General features: G+C 42.8%; 16 protein-coding genes. 7 read left to right on the top strand and 9 right to left on the bottom strand.

Going from position 1 to position 17,087, the window contains the following annotated elements; translation table 11 throughout:
• Positions 1 to 34: 34 nt before the first annotated feature.
• Positions 35 to 1,231 (top strand): MFS transporter, encoded by a 1,197-nt coding sequence (locus tag ACWYU8_RS07625; RefSeq protein ID WP_457518555.1) that lies wholly within the window; start codon positions 35 to 37, stop codon positions 1,229 to 1,231.
• 207 nt (positions 1,232 to 1,438) lie between these two features.
• Here the strand turns inward: ACWYU8_RS07625 and ACWYU8_RS07620 are convergent, their stop codons facing one another.
• Together ACWYU8_RS07620 and ACWYU8_RS07615 are read right to left on the bottom strand one after the other, a co-directional pair.
• Entirely contained in the window at positions 1,439 to 2,209 is a 771-nt protein-coding gene (locus ACWYU8_RS07620; RefSeq protein ID WP_457518553.1) for a DeoR/GlpR family DNA-binding transcription regulator, read from the bottom strand.
• A gap of 135 nt (positions 2,210 to 2,344) precedes the next feature.
• Positions 2,345 to 3,151, bottom strand: coding sequence for an HAD family hydrolase (locus ACWYU8_RS07615; protein WP_457518551.1), 807 nt, complete (start codon positions 3,149 to 3,151; stop codon positions 2,345 to 2,347).
• Between the two features lie 193 nt (positions 3,152 to 3,344).
• Here ACWYU8_RS07615 and ACWYU8_RS07610 point away from each other — a divergent pair, with 193 nt between their 5' ends.
• Positions 3,345 to 3,956 carry a LacI family DNA-binding transcriptional regulator gene (locus ACWYU8_RS07610; RefSeq protein ID WP_457518549.1) on the top strand — a complete coding sequence of 204 codons (612 nt, stop codon included), beginning with the start codon at positions 3,345 to 3,347 and terminating at the stop codon, positions 3,954 to 3,956.
• Between the two features lie 6 nt (positions 3,957 to 3,962).
• Entirely contained in the window at positions 3,963 to 4,520 is a 558-nt protein-coding gene (locus tag ACWYU8_RS07605) for a sugar O-acetyltransferase (protein ID WP_457518547.1), read from the top strand.
• 157 nt (positions 4,521 to 4,677) lie between these two features.
• Here ACWYU8_RS07605 and ACWYU8_RS07600 read toward each other — a convergent pair whose 3' ends face one another.
• The 5 genes from ACWYU8_RS07600 to ACWYU8_RS07580 form a co-directional block, all read right to left on the bottom strand.
• A complete protein-coding gene (locus tag ACWYU8_RS07600) occupies positions 4,678 to 5,706 on the bottom strand; it encodes a methionine synthase (protein ID WP_457518545.1) in 1,029 nt (342 codons plus the stop codon).
• 29 nt (positions 5,707 to 5,735) lie between these two features.
• Positions 5,736 to 6,710: a DUF1852 domain-containing protein gene (locus tag ACWYU8_RS07595; RefSeq protein ID WP_457518543.1), complete on the bottom strand. Its 975-nt coding sequence runs from the start codon at positions 6,708 to 6,710 to the stop codon at positions 5,736 to 5,738.
• Positions 6,711 to 7,131: 421 nt separating this feature from the next.
• Positions 7,132 to 7,956, bottom strand: coding sequence for a bestrophin-like domain (locus ACWYU8_RS07590; protein ID WP_457518541.1), 825 nt, complete (start codon positions 7,954 to 7,956; stop codon positions 7,132 to 7,134).
• 317 nt (positions 7,957 to 8,273) lie between these two features.
• Entirely contained in the window at positions 8,274 to 8,609 is a 336-nt protein-coding gene (locus ACWYU8_RS07585) for a DUF1840 domain-containing protein (RefSeq protein ID WP_457518540.1), read from the bottom strand.
• Positions 8,610 to 8,801: 192 nt separating this feature from the next.
• Entirely contained in the window at positions 8,802 to 10,436 is a 1,635-nt protein-coding gene (locus ACWYU8_RS07580; RefSeq protein WP_457518538.1) for an ArnT family glycosyltransferase, read from the bottom strand.
• A gap of 312 nt (positions 10,437 to 10,748) precedes the next feature.
• Between ACWYU8_RS07580 and ACWYU8_RS07575 the strand changes: the two genes are divergently transcribed.
• Together ACWYU8_RS07575 and ACWYU8_RS07570 are read left to right on the top strand one after the other, a co-directional pair.
• Complete coding sequence (locus ACWYU8_RS07575) at positions 10,749 to 11,000, top strand: DUF1214 domain-containing protein (protein ID WP_457518637.1); 252 nt, start codon at positions 10,749 to 10,751, stop codon at positions 10,998 to 11,000.
• A gap of 357 nt (positions 11,001 to 11,357) precedes the next feature.
• Entirely contained in the window at positions 11,358 to 11,699 is a 342-nt protein-coding gene (locus tag ACWYU8_RS07570) for a DUF3316 domain-containing protein (protein ID WP_457518536.1), read from the top strand.
• Positions 11,700 to 11,843: 144 nt separating this feature from the next.
• Here ACWYU8_RS07570 and ACWYU8_RS07565 read toward each other — a convergent pair whose 3' ends face one another.
• Together ACWYU8_RS07565 and fdhA are read right to left on the bottom strand one after the other, a co-directional pair.
• Positions 11,844 to 12,770: a LysR family transcriptional regulator gene (locus ACWYU8_RS07565; RefSeq protein ID WP_457518534.1), complete on the bottom strand. Its 927-nt coding sequence runs from the start codon at positions 12,768 to 12,770 to the stop codon at positions 11,844 to 11,846.
• Positions 12,771 to 13,184: 414 nt separating this feature from the next.
• Entirely contained in the window at positions 13,185 to 14,387 is a 1,203-nt protein-coding gene (gene fdhA, locus ACWYU8_RS07560; RefSeq protein ID WP_457518532.1) for a formaldehyde dehydrogenase, glutathione-independent, read from the bottom strand.
• Positions 14,388 to 14,885: 498 nt separating this feature from the next.
• On the opposite strand from fdhA, the gene ACWYU8_RS07555 reads away from it, so the two are divergent.
• Together ACWYU8_RS07555 and ACWYU8_RS07550 are read left to right on the top strand one after the other, a co-directional pair.
• Positions 14,886 to 15,767, top strand: coding sequence for a LysR substrate-binding domain-containing protein (locus tag ACWYU8_RS07555; protein WP_457518530.1), 882 nt, complete (start codon positions 14,886 to 14,888; stop codon positions 15,765 to 15,767).
• 134 nt (positions 15,768 to 15,901) lie between these two features.
• On the top strand, positions 15,902 to 17,002 hold the full coding sequence (locus tag ACWYU8_RS07550; protein ID WP_457518528.1) for an alkene reductase: 1,101 nt from the start codon (positions 15,902 to 15,904) through the stop codon (positions 17,000 to 17,002).
• Positions 17,003 to 17,087: the final 85 nt, after the last annotated feature.

Raw genomic sequence — 17,087 nt, 5'->3', positions numbered from 1 at the left:
TTCGTATTTTTCAGATCAATTTTTGGAGTTCTCAATGAATTCAGATGGTACGCACATTCCATTAAACCGTTCACGTGGCGTTATACTGTTTGTGCTAGCTATTGGCACCTTTCTGTTGGGGCTAACAGAATTTTCGGTGATGCCGATGTTACCGTTGGTGGCGGATAGCTTTGGTGTCTCAGCGGCGGAATCTGGGCATATTATCAGTGCCTATGCTGCTGGCGTAGTAGTCGGTGCGCCTTTACTTATGATGCTGACTCCCAAGATGAATCGTCGCACTGCGCTGGTGTTGTTCGCTTTTTTGATTTTTGCCTTTAATGGTTTAAGTGCTGCTGCAACTTCTTTTGAGCAAATCGTATTGTTCCGCTTTTTAAGTGGTTTACCTCATGGCGCTTATTTTGGTACGGCACTGCTATTTGGTGCCCGCCTAGCGCCAGAAGGACGCAGTACGTTATATATGTCACGGGTATTTTCTGGTCTCACCATCGCCACAATCGTCGGTGTGCCATTAGCGACTATATTGGCACAAAACATTAGTTGGCGTTGGTCGTTGATGCTGGTTTCCATTGGAGCCTTTATCGCTTGTGTGCTGTTATGGCGGGTATTGCCTTCGTTGCAGGCTGAAGGTGAGGGGCTAAAAAGTGATTTGGCAGTACTGAAAAACCCGTTGATCTGGCCAATTGTATTCATCGCGGTGATTGGCTTTGGTGGTGTGTTCTGCCTGTATACCTATCTAGCTGATACTATGATCGACGTGACTCAAGTGCCTCAATACTACATCTCGATTGCGATGGTGATTTTTGGTGTGGGATCGACTTTGGGCAACTGGCTGTTTGGTCATGTGCACGATAGGGTGGTCGCAAAAGTGACCGGTGCTGCTTTAGTTTATTGTGTGCTGCTAGCCATTTTGTACGTATCGGCTGCCGATAATCTTTGGTTCCTGTACCTGGTAGTGTTTTTGTTGGGTGCAAGCCTAGGTCTAAGCACAGTAATACAAGCGATGTTGATGCGTGTTGCCAAAGGGGGACACGCGGTGATTGGGGCATTACTGCAGTGTGCCTTTAACTCGGCTAATGCGATTGGTCCATTAGCGGGTAGCTTAGTGTTTATCAATGGTTATAGTGCCAATTACACCGGTTATGTCGCAGCCATGTTATTTGCTGGTGGCTTTGTGATGTGGTTGGTGAGTCGACTGCAGATGCGCCAACAACAAGCTGAATCACTTAGCTAATAATACCAATCGTTGGAATTGCTGATATTCGGATAAACGCTACAGCTTGTATCGGAAAGCGGATTTCTCTGGAGCAAAAAAGGACTTAATGTGGATACGTTCAGTCCTTTCTTTTTACAGGCAGAATTTAATCAAGCGAGACTTACGCAATAAATAACAGGTCATTCTGACTTGTTAAAATACCCATTTGCTATCTGGTCTCTACCATCAAAGAGGGTGGCTAGTAATCACGGTGCAGTCTAGTTGATTAAAGTAATCTTTTACGGCGGAATTGTTTGAAGAGCAGATCAGGTAATCCACATCTTCAGACCTCATAAATGGGTAGGGCGCCAGTGCCTCAATTTTGTCTTCTGTACATAACGCTACAATAGCGCCCGCTTTCGAGGCCGCATGGCGTTTGAATTCACCATCTTGATAGTGAATCGCGCTGAATCCTGCTTCAGATGACCAACCACAGATCCCCATAAAACAGAGATCAAAGCGAAATTTGTTTAATGCTTCTACCGCTGTAATGTCAATGGCCCCACCAACCGCATAATTCAGCTCGCCACCGATAAGAATGGTTCGGATATGTTGTCTTTCCAGCAATCGTGTCGCGATAGCAGGGCTATTGGTGACAACGGTTAAGCCTATGTCGTTAGGTAACAAATTTGCGAGCATCATATGGGTACTGCCCGCATCTAAGAATATAACTTGTTCTGCTTTGATAATGGATAATGCCGCGAGCGCTAAGGCTTGCTTTTCGCTGTTGCGGTTTTCAAGGCGTTGCTCCTGAGTCCCTGAAGGTGGAACAAGAGATAACGCGCCACCGTGAATGCGTTTACACCGTCCTTCATTAGCGAGAAAACGCAGGTCGCGGCGTACCGTAGCTTCGGTCGTCCCTAGCTGTACTGCGAGATCCGTTGCCATCACTTTATTATGTGATTTCAGTAAATTCAGGATTAACTGATGGCGTTCTTCTGGTGAAAATTTTTCCATTATCATTTTCTATTCATGCGCAAATGCGACCATTATAGACAAACGCGATTTATGTTCATATCTGTTCGTTTATGTTTGTCGAGTTTTGATTTTAAAAGTGGCTATGTCTTTTTCCATGACCACTTATAAAGCGGCTTAGGATTTTTGCTGGAGTGCTAAGAACTGTAAAATCGTGTGCATCACACCATCTTCATCATTTGAACGGGTAATATAGTTTGCCGCCGCTTTCGTTTCTTCAAAAGCGTTACGCATAGCAAAGCTCAGGTGAGCGCGTTCCATCAGTTCAATATCATTGAATCCATCTCCGAATACCATAGTTTCAGCTTTTGTTGCACCTATAATGGTTTGTAGCTTTTCAACGGTAGTACCTTTGTGTACGCCTGCATTGGCAATATCTATCCAAGCGGCTTCCGATACAACGATATACGCCTGTTCATCAAAGTGAGAAAGTTGAGGGCGGATTGTTGGGCACTGTTTATTCTCATCATAAACGGTGATTTTGACGAAATCAGAGCAAATATCGTCATAGGAATCGACCATTTCCACCTGAGCATAAGAGCGTCTTACTAAGGCGCGTAGATGTTCAGGCGTATCTCGTTTGATCGCTGCAAATTCAGGGGTACACGCAATGACAATGTGGGAGCCTTCGATAGCTTCTAGTTTCTGAATAATATTCAGGCCTAACGTATTGTTGAGAAGAGACTGATAAATAAACTCTCCTTGATGTTTGATACGCGTTGCACTATCTCCGAGTATCCAAAAATCTTTGCTTTGGTCTCCGAAGAGTTCTTCAACACGTTCAACTTGCTTGCCAGTACAAGGGGCGAATTTGACACCATGCTCTTGCATCGTCGCGACGACTTCTCGAAATAATTCGCGGTTGTAATCCCCGTGACTGTTAAGAAAAGTGCCATCCATATCGGTGATAATCAGTTTAATCATTGTTGCCTTTCCCATGTATTTAATCGCTTTCACTGAAAAGATAAGAACACAAATGAACATTTTTATCAACACCTGAACATTTAAATTGTTTGTATGTGTTCATTATTGTCTATTTTTGTGTATACTCGCTTCCGAGTAGTGCTTGATGGCCTTATGAAATAAAGATTAGCCAATTTTTCAGGAGAGTTGTGCAATGGTAACGATGCAGGACGTTGCAAATTATGCGGGAGTATCTAAATCGAGTGTATCAAGAGTGGTGAATGGTCTTTCGGTATCAGCTGAAATTACACAAAAAGTAACCGTTGCAATGCAGGGGTTAGGATATCGTCCTAACGCACTGGCACGAGCGCTTACGACTAGAAAGAACTCTGTCATTGGAGTCATCATCTCTGAAAGCCTGAATAAAAATCTTGTAGTAACAGAATTTCTTTCTCAGCTCTTAGAGATCACGAGTCAATTGAATAAACCTCTGATAGTGCTTCGAAGCAAGAACGAGCATTTCTCTCGATTGAAAACCTTCCAGGCATTGATAGAGCAGAGATGTGAGGGAATTATTCACGTGTCCACAGGCAATAATCCATATCTGGACGCCTCATTATTTGAATCGGGACTCTGTGATGGTATTCCAATGGTTGTTATTCAAAGTAGACAAGAACAAGCCAGCTCTTGTCTTCAAAGTAATGAAAAGTTACTCGTGAGTACTACCGATTACAGCGTTGTGATTAATTCAATAAAACGTCAATATTTGACCATAGGTGAAAGTATTAATCGCATCATTTCAGTTTTTTCAATTCAGACAAGGTAATGATTCGTGGATGAACTTCAGAAAATGCTCGCAGGAGAGCTCTATAACCCAAGTGATAACAATTTGAGTCTAATGCGTTCGCGAGCTAGGAAATTGCTCTATGCATTCAATCATTCTGCGTTTGAGGAACAAGAGAATCGATTGAATATTCTGTCAAACTTGCTAGGAAAAGCGGGTCATAACATCTCAATTCATCAAAACTTTTATTGTGATTATGGCTGTAATATCTATGTTGGCTCTAACTTTTTTGCTAATTATGATTGTGTCATTTTAGATTGTGCCGAAGTTCATTTTGGTGATAACTGTATGCTGGGACCGCAAGTGGGGATCTATACTGCGACGCATCCACTTGATCCCATTGAGCGAGCGAGTGGGGTTGAGTCTGCAAAACCTGTTCACATAGGAAATAATTGCTGGGTCGGTGGGCATGCGACGATAAACCCTGGCGTAACCTTAGGCAATAATGTGGTCGTTGCCTCTGGAAGTGTGGTCACTAAAAGCTTCGGTGACAATCTTGTCATTGGTGGTAATCCTGCTAGGGTGATTCGTGAACTTCAATGCTGATAGGTCACGTCACCAGAGCAAGGGAAAACGAAATGATGAAAAAACCGAAAAGGTTGTCATCCCATATCTACAAAGGGTTACGAGTGTGATCATTGGCGTTGAATCTAATCACGCGTGAACAACGTAACCCTGTCGTAGATAATATAATCAGTGAATACTAGGCAGAGAGTTCTTTTCTAAGGATTTCTACACCTGCACTTAATGCGTTCAGCTTGCCCGTTGCTACTTGGCGAGATAAAGGTGCCATGCCACAGTTGGTACAAGGATAGAGTTTATCTGCATCGACATACTTTAGCGCTTCTCTTAGGGTGTTGGCAACGTCCTCTGGAGTTTCGATGCTATTGCTCGCGACATCAATCGCTCCGACCATCACTTTTTTACCTCGAATCAGTTCAAGTAGTTCCATTGGCACATGAGAGTTGTGACATTCTAGTGAGATGATATCGATGTTAGATTTTTGCAGCTTAGGAAACACTTCTTCATATTGTCTCCATTCAGAGCCTAGCGACTTTTTCCAGTCGGTATTGGCTTTGATGCCGTAGCCATAGCAAATATGTACCGCCGTTTCGCATTTCAGCCCTTCAATTGCTCTTTCTAACGTTGCGATTCCCCAGTCATTGACCTCGTCAAAAAAGACATTAAATGCGGGCTCATCGAATTGGATAATATCAACACCTGCAGCTTCTAACTCTTTGGCTTCCTCGTTCAGAATTTTGGCAAATTCCCAGGCTAGTTTTTCACGACTTTTATAATGATCATCATAAAGTGTATCGATCATGGTCATAGGGCCAGGCAGCGCCCATTTAATAGGTTTGTTGGTTTGCTGACGTAAAAATTTGGCATCTTCAACAAAAACAGGTTTTTGGCGAGAAACTGCACCAACAACCGTTGGGACACTTGCATCATAACGATCACGAATTTTAACGGTTTTACGGTTCTCAAAATCCACACCGTTTAGATGCTCAATAAATGTCGTCACAAAATGCTGGCGTGTTTGTTCACCATCACTAACGATATCAATACCCGCTTGTTGCTGTTCTTGTAATGCTACGCGTAATGCATCGTGTTTTCCGTCAATGAGTTCCTGGCCTTCTAATTTCCAAGGAGACCAAAGTACTTCCGGTTGTGCAAGCCATGTTGGCTTAGGTAAGCTGCCCGCAGTTGAGGTAGGGAATAGTTTTTTCATAGTATAAGCCGTTGTATATTCGTTAATTATTAAGCGTAATTAGCAGACCATTGCTCAAGAACGGTTTGGTATGGTTTGATGAAGTGGTCTTCAGCAAATTTGCCCTGCACAATTGCCAATTGGCTGCGTTCTTCACGGTCGTAAATAATTTGTGTCAGTGAATGATCTTTGTTCTTCAAATTGGGTTGATAGGATTTACCCGCCGTAGTATGCGCATTATAAATTTCAGGTCGGTAAATCTTTTGAAATGTTTCCATTGTGCTTATCGTGCTTATAAGCTCAAGGTTCGTGTAGTCATTGAGCAAATCACCAAAGAAATAGAAAGCGAAAGGCGCCACACTATTTTCTGGCATAAAATACCGAACCTGTAATCCCATTTTTTTGAAATATTGCTCAGTCAATGAAGATTCATTTGGCTGGTATTCAAAACCCAGTACCGGATGCTGATTATCAGTGCGATGATAGATTTTGCTATCTGAAACACTGAGACAAATTACGGGCGGTTTCTTGAAATTATTTTTATAAGCTTCCGAGTTGACGAAAGACTTAAAGATATTCCCATGTAGAACACCGAAATTATCCGGAATGCTGAATTTAGCTTGATTTTTATTATGATCGAGAAGTAATACGCTAAAGTCGTAATCACGAACATAAGAAGAAAAATTATTGCCGACGATGCCTTCAATACGTTGATTGGTTTTATGATCAACAATATTTGTTTTCAATACCTCAATTGAAGGGAAAGTCTCGCCACTGCCATCAAGGTTGATATCAGCAGAGATGATTTCAAGCTCGACAGAATAACGGTCTCCGGTCGGATTATCCCAAGTCGCCAATGAATTAAAGCGATCATCAACCATTTTTAAAGCATTACGTAAATTCGCTTGACGATGTTCTCCCCGCGCCAAATTAGCAAAGTTGGTGGTTAAACGCGTGTTGTCTGAAGGATGATAATTTTCATCAAGACAGATGCTCTTAATGGTAAATGTGAAGTCTTTATTCATGGTGCTTTTCTATCCAACTTTTGAGGCCAAACCCAAGTTAATTCGGTGCGATTTCACTCAGGCTTTCTTTAATTATTTATTAAATAACCTAACTGACATTTAACTTATGTATGTTTTATAGTTATTTCCTGAGTGTTTTTTATAACCAGATGCTAGCTAGAAGAACAATGTTTTTACGTAATATGCAACATGAGAAATATTCATGATCAGTTTAACTTGTATGTATAAAACCCAGAAGTGAGCTGCTGTAGATTAGATTATCGGACTATTCCGTTAAGCATGTAGTTGCCAGGCTGCGTGATAAAGACGCTACCGATGTTTATATCAGAAGGCACCTAAAGCGAGTATCATCCTTTCGACACTCGAAGCTGATTATTGTCAATGTAATCGGTGGTAGGCTGTCATCGAGTTAATGCGACCATTATTCGTTCCCGACTGAGAGAGCTTCTAAGTTCATAGGTTGAATAAGAGTTCCTAGGCTGCTTTCCAGATCGATCAATGGCTGTTGGCTGATAACGATAATACTGCGGTTAGGTCTATCCAACTCCACAATTAATGTAAGGACTAAAGAAAAGGCTAAAGCAAACGGGATTGCTGCTATCATCGCCCGGCCTTGGTGTTGCGAGCCTACCTGAATCCCATTCAGTGAAATAGTCAAGAAGGTCAATATGCCTAACGTGATCCATATACTTACAGGTATGCGACCGCGCGTGCCTTTATTCACACGTTCTGAGTGAATATCTATCAACTCATTAAGTGAGTCGATGTAGAGCATTATCAGTGCTGGCGGTGTCGTTTCATGAGCCGCGACGGCTTGTTGCCACAAAGCAACGTGGATTTGTTCACTACGTTGGATTGCTTCAGGGATATCATATTGATTTTCAGAATTATTTTTTACGATTCGCAGTGACACGTATTCACGTAATAACTCACGGCTTTGGCTTCGGTAAGGCTCTGATAGCAGTGATGTCCGCAATACCGTTGTGCCAATGATATTAGATTCGGTTAAAACTATTTGTTTGCGATCTGCGGACTTGACTGCTGCCATACTGAAGGTAATGGCTAATATAAAGGCAAGCAGACTGGCTAACCCCGTTGCCATAGGGCCGATTGACTGATTGAAGGTTTCGCGGGAGAGTTTTCTCGCCATTCGATAACCAGTTTCGAAAATTAGGCAGATCAAAACAAAGATTACGAGAAGCACGAGGAATATCGACAATGAATCAATGGAAGAAGACAGCGACATATATCCTCCGAAGCAATTATTTTTTATAAGTATGGAACTGATTTCTTCTCTTTGTTTGACCTTTTTTAAGTTATTGGTTGCAACAAAAGTCGTTGTAAATTTGTCGCATTCTATTTTAATAACGTCATATTGATTAGAACTTATAGTCGATGTGCGATATTGAACGAAATTAAATCAACTCCATGTTTTCTGTGCCGTTTACGAATTGGGAGTAATCGCCGCTGGAGCGAATGCCCAACCATCCGCGAATGAACTCGTTGCGGTATCAAAAGCCTTGATTCGCTGGCATGAAATACTCTGATTGTCTGACGCAAATGCTATGGGGTGTCCCACATTACGTCACATTGGGCATCTATCGCTGACTTTAATAGTTCGATTAGTGGAAAGGCGCGGCGATTCAGGCTTACTGGCTGTTCAGATTGCGCTTCCTCTTCATCATTTTCTGCTTCCCAAGTGGCAGAGGTGTCTTTTTGAGCCGTTTTATTTTCAGCCGTTAGTGACGACGTTAACTTAGAAAGTGCCTCAGGAAGGTCTGGGGCAAGAATAGCACCGGGTACTGTGCCACTATGGCCCATCATCTTTATCATATGCAGGCCAATGTCACCGAACATCGTGACATTCGCATAGCTTTTGCAACGAAATGTAATAAGCATATACAGTTCCTGTTTTCACTTGATCGTTTTGAATCGATTAATCCCAAGAAGAGCCAACAGTGACTCCCGGTCTGGAACTATCCAGATCTGAGTCACGAAGTCGTATCGAAGAAAAACCTAAATAATCGTCGATTTATTCACTCTCCATTATCGGTTTGCGTCCTAAATGATGAGTTTTAGATAGTACTTTCGTTAAGGGGCAGAAGTCGTGCTCTTGTTATCCGCTTCTTGTAGCACTTTTGCAAGTACTTGATTATCTATAATGAACAGCCACCTACCGCGGTACGGTGTCATGAAGATAGCATTAGCTGCCAGTGGTTGCGTTCTATTACGTTGAACCCAGATAGTATAACCCGGCTCAGTGCTCAAAAATGCGTTTCTATCAGCCTTTGAGGATGAAATCAAATTCAACGGCTGCTCCAGTTTACCAGCAAAGCCAAAGGTGTTGTGATACTTACCAACGTACGAAACACTTTGTCCTTGGGATTGTAACTGGTGGATCTGACGGCCTGTCTCTGTGACGTCATAAACGTTACTTAATACTGGAGACAAGCTAGCTATCAAGGCGGATAAGCTCAACAGCAATGCACCGATGTTAAGCGCAAGACGATCAACAGGAAGGTTCTTCTTCCATAACAGCATCATGATCAACAGCGCGGGTAATAGCCCCCAAAACCAATAAACAGCAGTGACTTCTGTGCTGCGAAATGCTTTTTCAATCCATAGCGGGGCACTGAAAATGGCGACCGTAATTAGCGCAAGTATTCCTACGATAGCTGGTTCAGTTTTCATCTTTTGTGGATCTAATCGCTTCGCGATCCAAACAGCAATAAAAGGGAAAATCGGAAGTAAATAGTGAATCTGCTTTCCGCTGAAACAACTAAATATGCCAACGACAAACACAAACAACGAGAAACAAAAAGTATCTCTTCGTCCTACCCAAATCCATGGACGGGTGCGCCAAAAACTAATAAGGAAAAGCCACGGGAAAAGTAATGCGGGTAACAGTGCAATATACCAGTAAAAAGGTCGTGCATGAGCGAACGAGTTTTGCATCCGCCCGGCAGATTGTCCCCAGAAAATAGCCTTCGCGTATTCTTCTCCTCCGGATATTGCCGCTGGTACTGCCCAGAGTAAGACGATTCCAACTGCAATCCCCACAGTTTTGATAACTGCTTTGAAAAACGCTTTGTTAACAGAAGCAGGACTAGGATGCCAAAGACGTGCTAACAGCAGAAAAGGAATAAAATAAACGAAGATGACTGGTCCCTTAGTCAGCATTCCAAGTCCGAGGCACACCCCACTCAGAGAAGACCATATTCCACGATCAGTCTCGGTGTATCGCCAAAAAGTTAACATGGCAAGTTGAACAAATACCGCAAGTATTAGATCAAACATGATCATGCTTGAATACAGGAACCAACCAAGGAAACTGATCAGAATGAGAGGTGACAACCACTTTGCTTGTGGTGATTCTGGATAAATCTTCTCTGCCAGCTTCCCTACCAGGTAGAGGTTAAGCAAAGAAAAGCCGGGTACCACTATCCGAGTTACCGTATCGGATGTACCAAACAGGGACCAAACGACACTGAACAACCAGAACATAAACGGTGGTTTGTGATCGTACGGTAATCCATTGAGGTGTGGCACTAGCCAGTTGTTGTTGAACCACATTTCCCAAGCGACAGAAACGTAGCGGGTTTCGTCTATGGGGAAAATTGGTCGAAACCAGACGCTCACGGCAATGAAAAATATCGCGGCGAATAGTGCCAGAGCAGTGTACTGAATGTGTAGGGAGAGAGATGAGGTTGACTTCCGGAATGTCATTGTTGTTCCTGCTATTAAATGTCAATCGTAGTGGATGAGTCCAATCCATTCATTCTTATGGGTGATTAGCAGACCGCCTCATTCCACTAGAGCGTACTATATTTATATCTTGTTACATTTAGTTAGCATAGCAACCTATTTAAAACTATTGTCCTAAATTTCGAGGTGTTAAGTCGGAAATGTGAATCTATCAATCAGTTTTGTCTAAATTAGGCTTTTCAATTAAGTATTCTTTGTGAGTGGATCATTTCTCCACTTCACGCCATAAACGTAACCAAAATGCCCTTCCATTGTTGGTAGGCTGCAGTCTATATCGATGATTGTGTAGCGAGCGCCCAGTTTGATGGTTCTAAACACGATTATGTGATGCGATTTAAAGCGCCAAACGCCAGTGAATTTTGGCCGGTAACGGTTTACGCTAATGACACTCGTCCGATGGAACACAACGCGATGAATCGTCATAGCCGTGGCGACAGAACGTTAACACCGGATTCGGACGGTTACTACACTGCAGATACTAACGGCAATGAGGCAGACGATAACTTCCTGCCAATTCCGAACTAACCGTTCTACTCAATATTGCGTTTGTACGGACCGGATGAAGAGATTCAAAGCGGTGAATACCAGATGCCTGAAATCGTCAAAGTGAAGTAATGTCTTTTCGATTAGCACCCAATCTAACTGGTTGGGCGCGAATTTTTTGAAAATAGGGCGATTTTGATCCAAATCATAATTCCAAACTGACTTTAGGGTGTAAGCTGGAACGCAACTGGCTTTGGGCTGATGGTTGATTGGTGCCATTTAGTCCATAGTGAAATTCTGAAACCTCTCTTTATCTTCTAACTTTAAACATTAATAATAACCCCAACAGAACGAGATAGACTCCTATCAATATTAATTTACACAATAAAGGGTATTATTATGAAAAAACTATTCGTACTAACTGCTGGTATTTTAATGGCATCATCAGTATTTGCTTCAAATACAACCGTTACTGAAAAAACAAATATGGAAGTCGGCACTTACCAAAGTAGAGAACAAGCATTAAATGCAGGGTTTGATTTGTCGGATTCACTAAAATCGATGTCAGGAACACAATTAAGAAATAAACTTGGTTTGTTTAGTTACAGTAACGTAAGCAATATTAATATTGATGATAGTCAGGTCGTGATTAATGAGGTTGCTTATGCTCGCGATAATATCCAATATCGAGCAGTTCTTAATGTTGACTATCATTTCAACGCAATGAGACTACATGACTAATTATGTATCTCCTAGAAACAAAAAACACCTCAAAAAATTGTCTTGAATAAATTTGGGACAGGGATTTGTCCCCTATATTAAATCTTATTCTTTTCCAAGCTGACGTAAATTGAGTATTTCTACATATTAATCGCTTTATTTAATCTACGTCATATAGCTTTCCCATATGGGTGGATTGCCAATCGTGTTTTCGACCGTTTCGATAAATAGCTTTACGAGCGGAGGTTGATTCCGGTGCGGATACAAGGCATACAAGCCACCTGTATATGAAATTTTATAATCAGGTAATAACCGAATTAATTGCATCTCATCCATATGTTTTGTGAGCATTAATTGGCCAACGATAGCGTAGCCTAAACCTGACTGCGCTCCGTCCATCAGTAACTCTACTTCATTGACATGATAGCGGCTTTGAGCCGTAATGGTAACAGTATGCTCTTCTTCGTCTCTCATTGACGACAGTTGTACTTTGTTCATTTGGTAAGTGCCATTGGAATAAATAACTGCAGGTAAGGCAGCCAGATCTTCAGGAGTCTCTGGATAGCCGTACTCGGACACAAACTCTTTTGATGCAAGTAAAAGTAATTGATGATCCGCGAGTTTTTTTGCTACCAGATTAGAGTCTACCGGGTTTCCAACTCTAAAAGCTAAATCAAACCGCTCTCCAATGAGATCAACCTTTCGATCATTTAGTACGATTTCAACACTGACCTCGGGGTATTTTTTCAGAAAAGCAACGATACAGTCTTTGAGGTATTTCCGACCAAAGAGCGATGTACTGGAAATTCTAAGGTTACCTTTGGGTGTATCACTAAACGTATCTGCAAGTAGCCGGGTTTTGTCTAAGACATCCCGGACTTGCTGCGCTTGTTTGACGATTACTTCACCAGCTGGAGTTAGTGACAGAGACCTCGTTGAGCGGTTAAGCAGCCTGAGACCAAGGGACTCCTCTAGTTTTCTTATCTGTTTGGATAGGACTGAGCGGTCAATGCCACGCGCGTCTGCAGCCTGTGCGAATGAGCCCTGGATAGAAACTTCGAGTAGCAGATCCAATCTACTTGCAAGATCCATGAGTATACCTACGTGATTACCTGAACGTTCAATGTGACAGATATTATCAATATTTAAATTGTCGTTACAATAAGGTTGTTGCGATTAAACATGGGATAACGTGTGAAGTTGATGATCCTGAAATTTTCAACAAAATGATTGATTATCAGTTGATATATTTTAAAAGGAAATGGAATAAAATTACACTAATTAACGGTTGACTAGTTTTAGGTGATGGAAATTGAACTGACTATTTAATTATCTTGAAGGAAGTTAATGAAAGCTAAATATAAAAAAGCGGACTGAAAATCAGTCCGCATTAGGGGGAGTCAAGCCCATTTAAACGATCGCAGTTATTATCGTTGAATTTCAGTTAACTTAATAACCGAGCCCCTAAAATCTTGATTCCTTGATTAAGCTTCACGCTCGGTTAAATTAAGAGCTAAACTCGCCGTGTGGATCAATAACGAATTTCTTCGCTGCTCCACCATCAAAATCGGCATAGCCTTGCGGTGCTTGATCGAGTGAAATCATTTGTACGTTTACCGCATCAGCGATTTTTACTTTATCGAACAAAATTGATTGCATCAGACCACGGTGATATTTCATTACAGGGCATTGGCCAGTATGGAATGAATGAGATTTCGCCCAGCCCAAACCAAAGCGCATGCTCAGCGCACCTTGTTTAGCCGCTTCGTCTTTCGCACCCGGATCGTCCGTAACGTATAGACCAGGAATACCAATCGAACCACCTGCACGAGTTATCTGCATCGCTGAGTTCAGTACCGTAGCTGGAGCTTCTTGAGTATGGCCGCCACAGCCACATCCATGTGCTTCGAAACCAACACAGTCAACAAAACAGTCAACTTCACGCTCATTAAGAATAGCTTCAATTTTGTCTTCCATGCTGCCGTCTTCACGTAGATCAATGGTTTCGCAACCAAAACTACGTGCTTGCTCTAGACGATCAGGGATCATGTCTCCAACGATGACACATGCTGCGCCAAGTAGTTGCGCCGATACTGCTGCTGCCAGACCAACAGGGCCTGCGCCTGCAATATAAACCGTTGAACCAGGGCCTACGCCAGCGGTTACACAACCGTGGAAACCTGTAGGGAAGATATCAGACAGTAGTGTTAAATCCTGAATTTTCTCTCTTGCCTGATCTGGGTCTGGGAACTTAAGTAAGTTAAAGTCTGCATATGGGATCATCACGTATTCTGATTGACCGCCAACCCAGCCGCCCATATCAACATAACCGTATGCCGCACCAGGACGAGCAGGGTTTACATTGAGACAGATACCAGTCATTCCAGATTTACAGTTGCGGCAACGGCCACAAGCGATGTTAAACGGTACTGAAACGATATCGCCAACATCAACAAATTCGACATCGCGGCCTTTTTCTAAAATGATACCTGTGATTTCATGGCCGAGTACTAGGCCTTCCTCAGCGGTCGTACGTCCACGTACCATATGTTGGTCGCTGCCACAGATATTTGTCGTCAGCACTTTAAGGATCACGCCGTGTTCACACTTACGATTGCCTAACGCGAGTTCCGGATAAGGGATCGACTCGACAGCAACTTTGCCCGGGCCTTTGTATACAACGGCGCGGTTTGATTTTTCGTAGGACATAAGGTCTCCTTGTTGAGGCGTATTATAGTTCTAGTGGTTCCTTTACCAGTGAAATCCCTTAACGATGACTACAGCGTATAATTAACCTATTTATCAGACCATTAAGGCGACTTTAGCCCACGGTGAAAACAGCATCACAGCTCATGTTAGTTAAGATTTATTGGTGCTTTTGTTTACTTTCATGTCGGAGAATAGCGCTCACGCAATGCACATATATGTCGCATTGCGCCGTATTTTGGTGCGTTTACGACGCGAATGGGATAAGAAAATTGATGCTGAGATCAAGCTCACAAGTACGCGATGAAGTGAGTCAGAGTGGTAAAAAAGACCGAATTAGGCACGTTATTTGTCGATTTTAGAAAAACCAAGTCGGCTGGTTATCCGGACAAGGGGGTATATCTTTACAGGCAGAAATGGCCACTCAGCGCTTTTCATCTTTACTGGGTTCGTTATGATAGCGAGACTAATTTTGTCATTTTTGCAATAAACGGAATTGAGATGCTGACACGATCCGATGATCTCGAAATACTGGTAAATGTCATAGACAGTGGCAGTTTTTCACAAGCCGCTGAAGTGTTGGGTATTCAAGTTGCCAAAGTCTCCCGCTCAGTGAGCCGAGTAGAAAAGCAGCTGGGAATAACCATCTTAAATCGAACGACTCGTCGCTTAGAGTTAACGGAAGAAGGTAAGCGATTTGTAGATTCGGTTCGCTCTGGTTTACAGCATCTTCGTCAGGCCGAAGAAGACTTGGTCATAAGCCGAGAATTGCCGCGCGGAAAGCTTCGGGTTGATGCCGCCAGTCCGTTTATGTTGAATCAACTGGTTCCTATTGCCCAAGAATTCAGGAATACCTATCCCGATATTGAGCTAGAGTTGTCTTCCAACGAAGGTTACGTCGATCTGCTGGAAAAGCGCACGGATGTGGCCATCCGTATCGGTAAGCTGTCGGATTCCTCTCTGCATTCTTCATTTTTAGGTAAGAGTGCTTTGTTTGTTGTCGCATCTCCCGATTACCTCGCCAGAAGAGGCTTTCCTTTTATACCTGGAGATCTCAAGCAACACGATATCATTGGCTTTACTTCTCCCAGAGCTTTGAATGTATGGCCAGTACAAGGTGTTGATCATATTGAACCCACTATCGCCTGCAGCAGCGGTGAAACAGTTCGCCAGCTTGTTCTGTCTGGTAATGGCATCAGTTGTCTTTCTGGATATATGGTGAATAAAGATATAGCTGCAGGGCGCTTAGTGGTACTTTTGGATTCGTATACTAAGACGTCATCTGAGCGAGAGTTAATTAATGCGGTGTACTACAAGTCTTCCCATGTCGCGCGTCGCATATCGGCATTTATTGATTTTATTAAACCCCGGCTTACGCTGTAAGAGCGGCCAGCTGTAAAATTGCTACTTTTGCAATTATTGCAAAAATATTTTGTCTTTTCGTTTGTTAATCGGTCTATGGTTCGCTGCTAAAATCCTCGGCATAAACGAGTATTCACAGATTAGTTGAGGAACTTATGACTGACGCATTATTTCAACCGCTTAAAGTAGGTCGTTTTCAGTTGTCTAACCGGATTGTTATGCCTCCGATGACTCGTTCGAGGGCAAGTCAACCAGGCAACGTGGCCAATGAATTGATGGCCCAATACTACGCTCAACGTGCGAGTGCGGGTTTGATTGTTGCGGAAGGCACACAAATTTCTCCTATGGGTCAAGGGTATGCCTGGACTCCGGGTATTTATAGCCAGAAGCAAATTGAAGGCTGGAAACTGGTTACAGACGCAGTACACGCAAAAGGTGGCACAATCTTCGCTCAACTGTGGCATGTTGGTCGCGTTACACACCCGGATAATATCGGCGGTAATAAGCCGATTTCGTCTTCGGCACTTAAGGCTGAAAACGTAAAAGTGTTTATCGACAACGGTACTGACGAACCTGGTTTTGTTGATGTTGTAGAACCACGTGAAATGACCAAAGAAGATATTAAGCAAGTGATTGAAGAATATCGTCAGGCAGCAGTCAATGCAGTTGAAGCTGGTTTTGATGGTATAGAATTGCATGCCGCTAACGGCTACTTAGTAAACCAATTTATTGATTCAGAAGCGAATAACCGCAGTGATGAATACGGTGGCTGCATCGAAAACCGTTTACGTTTCTTGGGTGAAGTTGTTGAAGCAATGACAGATGAGATTGGTGCAGATCGCGTAGGCGTTCGTTTGGCTCCATTTACCTCGCTAAATGGCACGATTGATAAAACGCCCGTTGAAACCTACACCGCTGCGGCAGCACTACTGAACAAGCTTAACGTGGTTTACATGCATATTGCAGAAGTTGACTGGGATGATGCTCCAGATACACCTGCAGAGTTTAAGCGTGCTGTGCGCGATGCATACCAAGGTGTCATTATCTACGCGGGTCGTTACGACAGTGAAAAAGCCGTAAACACAATAGAATCGGGGTTAGCGGATATGATTGGATTCGGGCGTCCATTTGTATCAAATCCTGATCTCCCGGCTCGAATTAAACATGGTTACCCACTGGCTACACATGATCCAGCAACACTGTTTGGTGGGAGCGAAAAAGGCCTAACTGATTATCCGGTGTATTCGGCCAATTAACCCGACAGTAAGTCACAATTGTTTTAAGGCCTCTTTCATAGAGGTCTTTTTTATCTACACGATAGCACGGTCAGTTTATTCCTCG

The sequence above is a fragment of the Vibrio limimangrovi genome, assembly GCF_054064025.1.
Note: the sequence above shows the minus strand (reverse complement) of the source record. Positions and strands in the feature narration are given on the sequence as shown.

What these genes read in the sequence shown, in the direction of transcription:
- ACWYU8_RS07550 (WP_457518528.1), top strand. Translation starts at nt 15,902, where the DNA reads ATGACTGACGCATTATTTCAACCGCTTAAAGTAGGTCGTTTTCAGTTG.
- ACWYU8_RS07570 (WP_457518536.1), top strand. Translation starts at nt 11,358, where the DNA reads ATGAAAAAACTATTCGTACTAACTGCTGGTATTTTAATGGCATCATCA.
- ACWYU8_RS07590 (WP_457518541.1), bottom strand. Translation starts at nt 7,956, where the DNA reads ATGTCGCTGTCTTCTTCCATTGATTCATTGTCGATATTCCTCGTGCTT.
- fdhA (WP_457518532.1), bottom strand. Translation starts at nt 14,387, where the DNA reads ATGTCCTACGAAAAATCAAACCGCGCCGTTGTATACAAAGGCCCGGGC.
- ACWYU8_RS07565 (WP_457518534.1), bottom strand. Translation starts at nt 12,770, where the DNA reads ATGGATCTTGCAAGTAGATTGGATCTGCTACTCGAAGTTTCTATCCAG.
- ACWYU8_RS07615 (WP_457518551.1), bottom strand. Translation starts at nt 3,151, where the DNA reads ATGATTAAACTGATTATCACCGATATGGATGGCACTTTTCTTAACAGT.
- ACWYU8_RS07555 (WP_457518530.1), top strand. Translation starts at nt 14,886, where the DNA reads ATGCTGACACGATCCGATGATCTCGAAATACTGGTAAATGTCATAGAC.
- ACWYU8_RS07595 (WP_457518543.1), bottom strand. Translation starts at nt 6,710, where the DNA reads ATGAATAAAGACTTCACATTTACCATTAAGAGCATCTGTCTTGATGAA.
- ACWYU8_RS07600 (WP_457518545.1), bottom strand. Translation starts at nt 5,706, where the DNA reads ATGAAAAAACTATTCCCTACCTCAACTGCGGGCAGCTTACCTAAGCCA.
- ACWYU8_RS07580 (WP_457518538.1), bottom strand. Translation starts at nt 10,436, where the DNA reads ATGACATTCCGGAAGTCAACCTCATCTCTCTCCCTACACATTCAGTAC.
- ACWYU8_RS07585 (WP_457518540.1), bottom strand. Translation starts at nt 8,609, where the DNA reads ATGCTTATTACATTTCGTTGCAAAAGCTATGCGAATGTCACGATGTTC.
- ACWYU8_RS07610 (WP_457518549.1), top strand. Translation starts at nt 3,345, where the DNA reads ATGGTAACGATGCAGGACGTTGCAAATTATGCGGGAGTATCTAAATCG.
- ACWYU8_RS07620 (WP_457518553.1), bottom strand. Translation starts at nt 2,209, where the DNA reads ATGGAAAAATTTTCACCAGAAGAACGCCATCAGTTAATCCTGAATTTA.
- ACWYU8_RS07625 (WP_457518555.1), top strand. Translation starts at nt 35, where the DNA reads ATGAATTCAGATGGTACGCACATTCCATTAAACCGTTCACGTGGCGTT.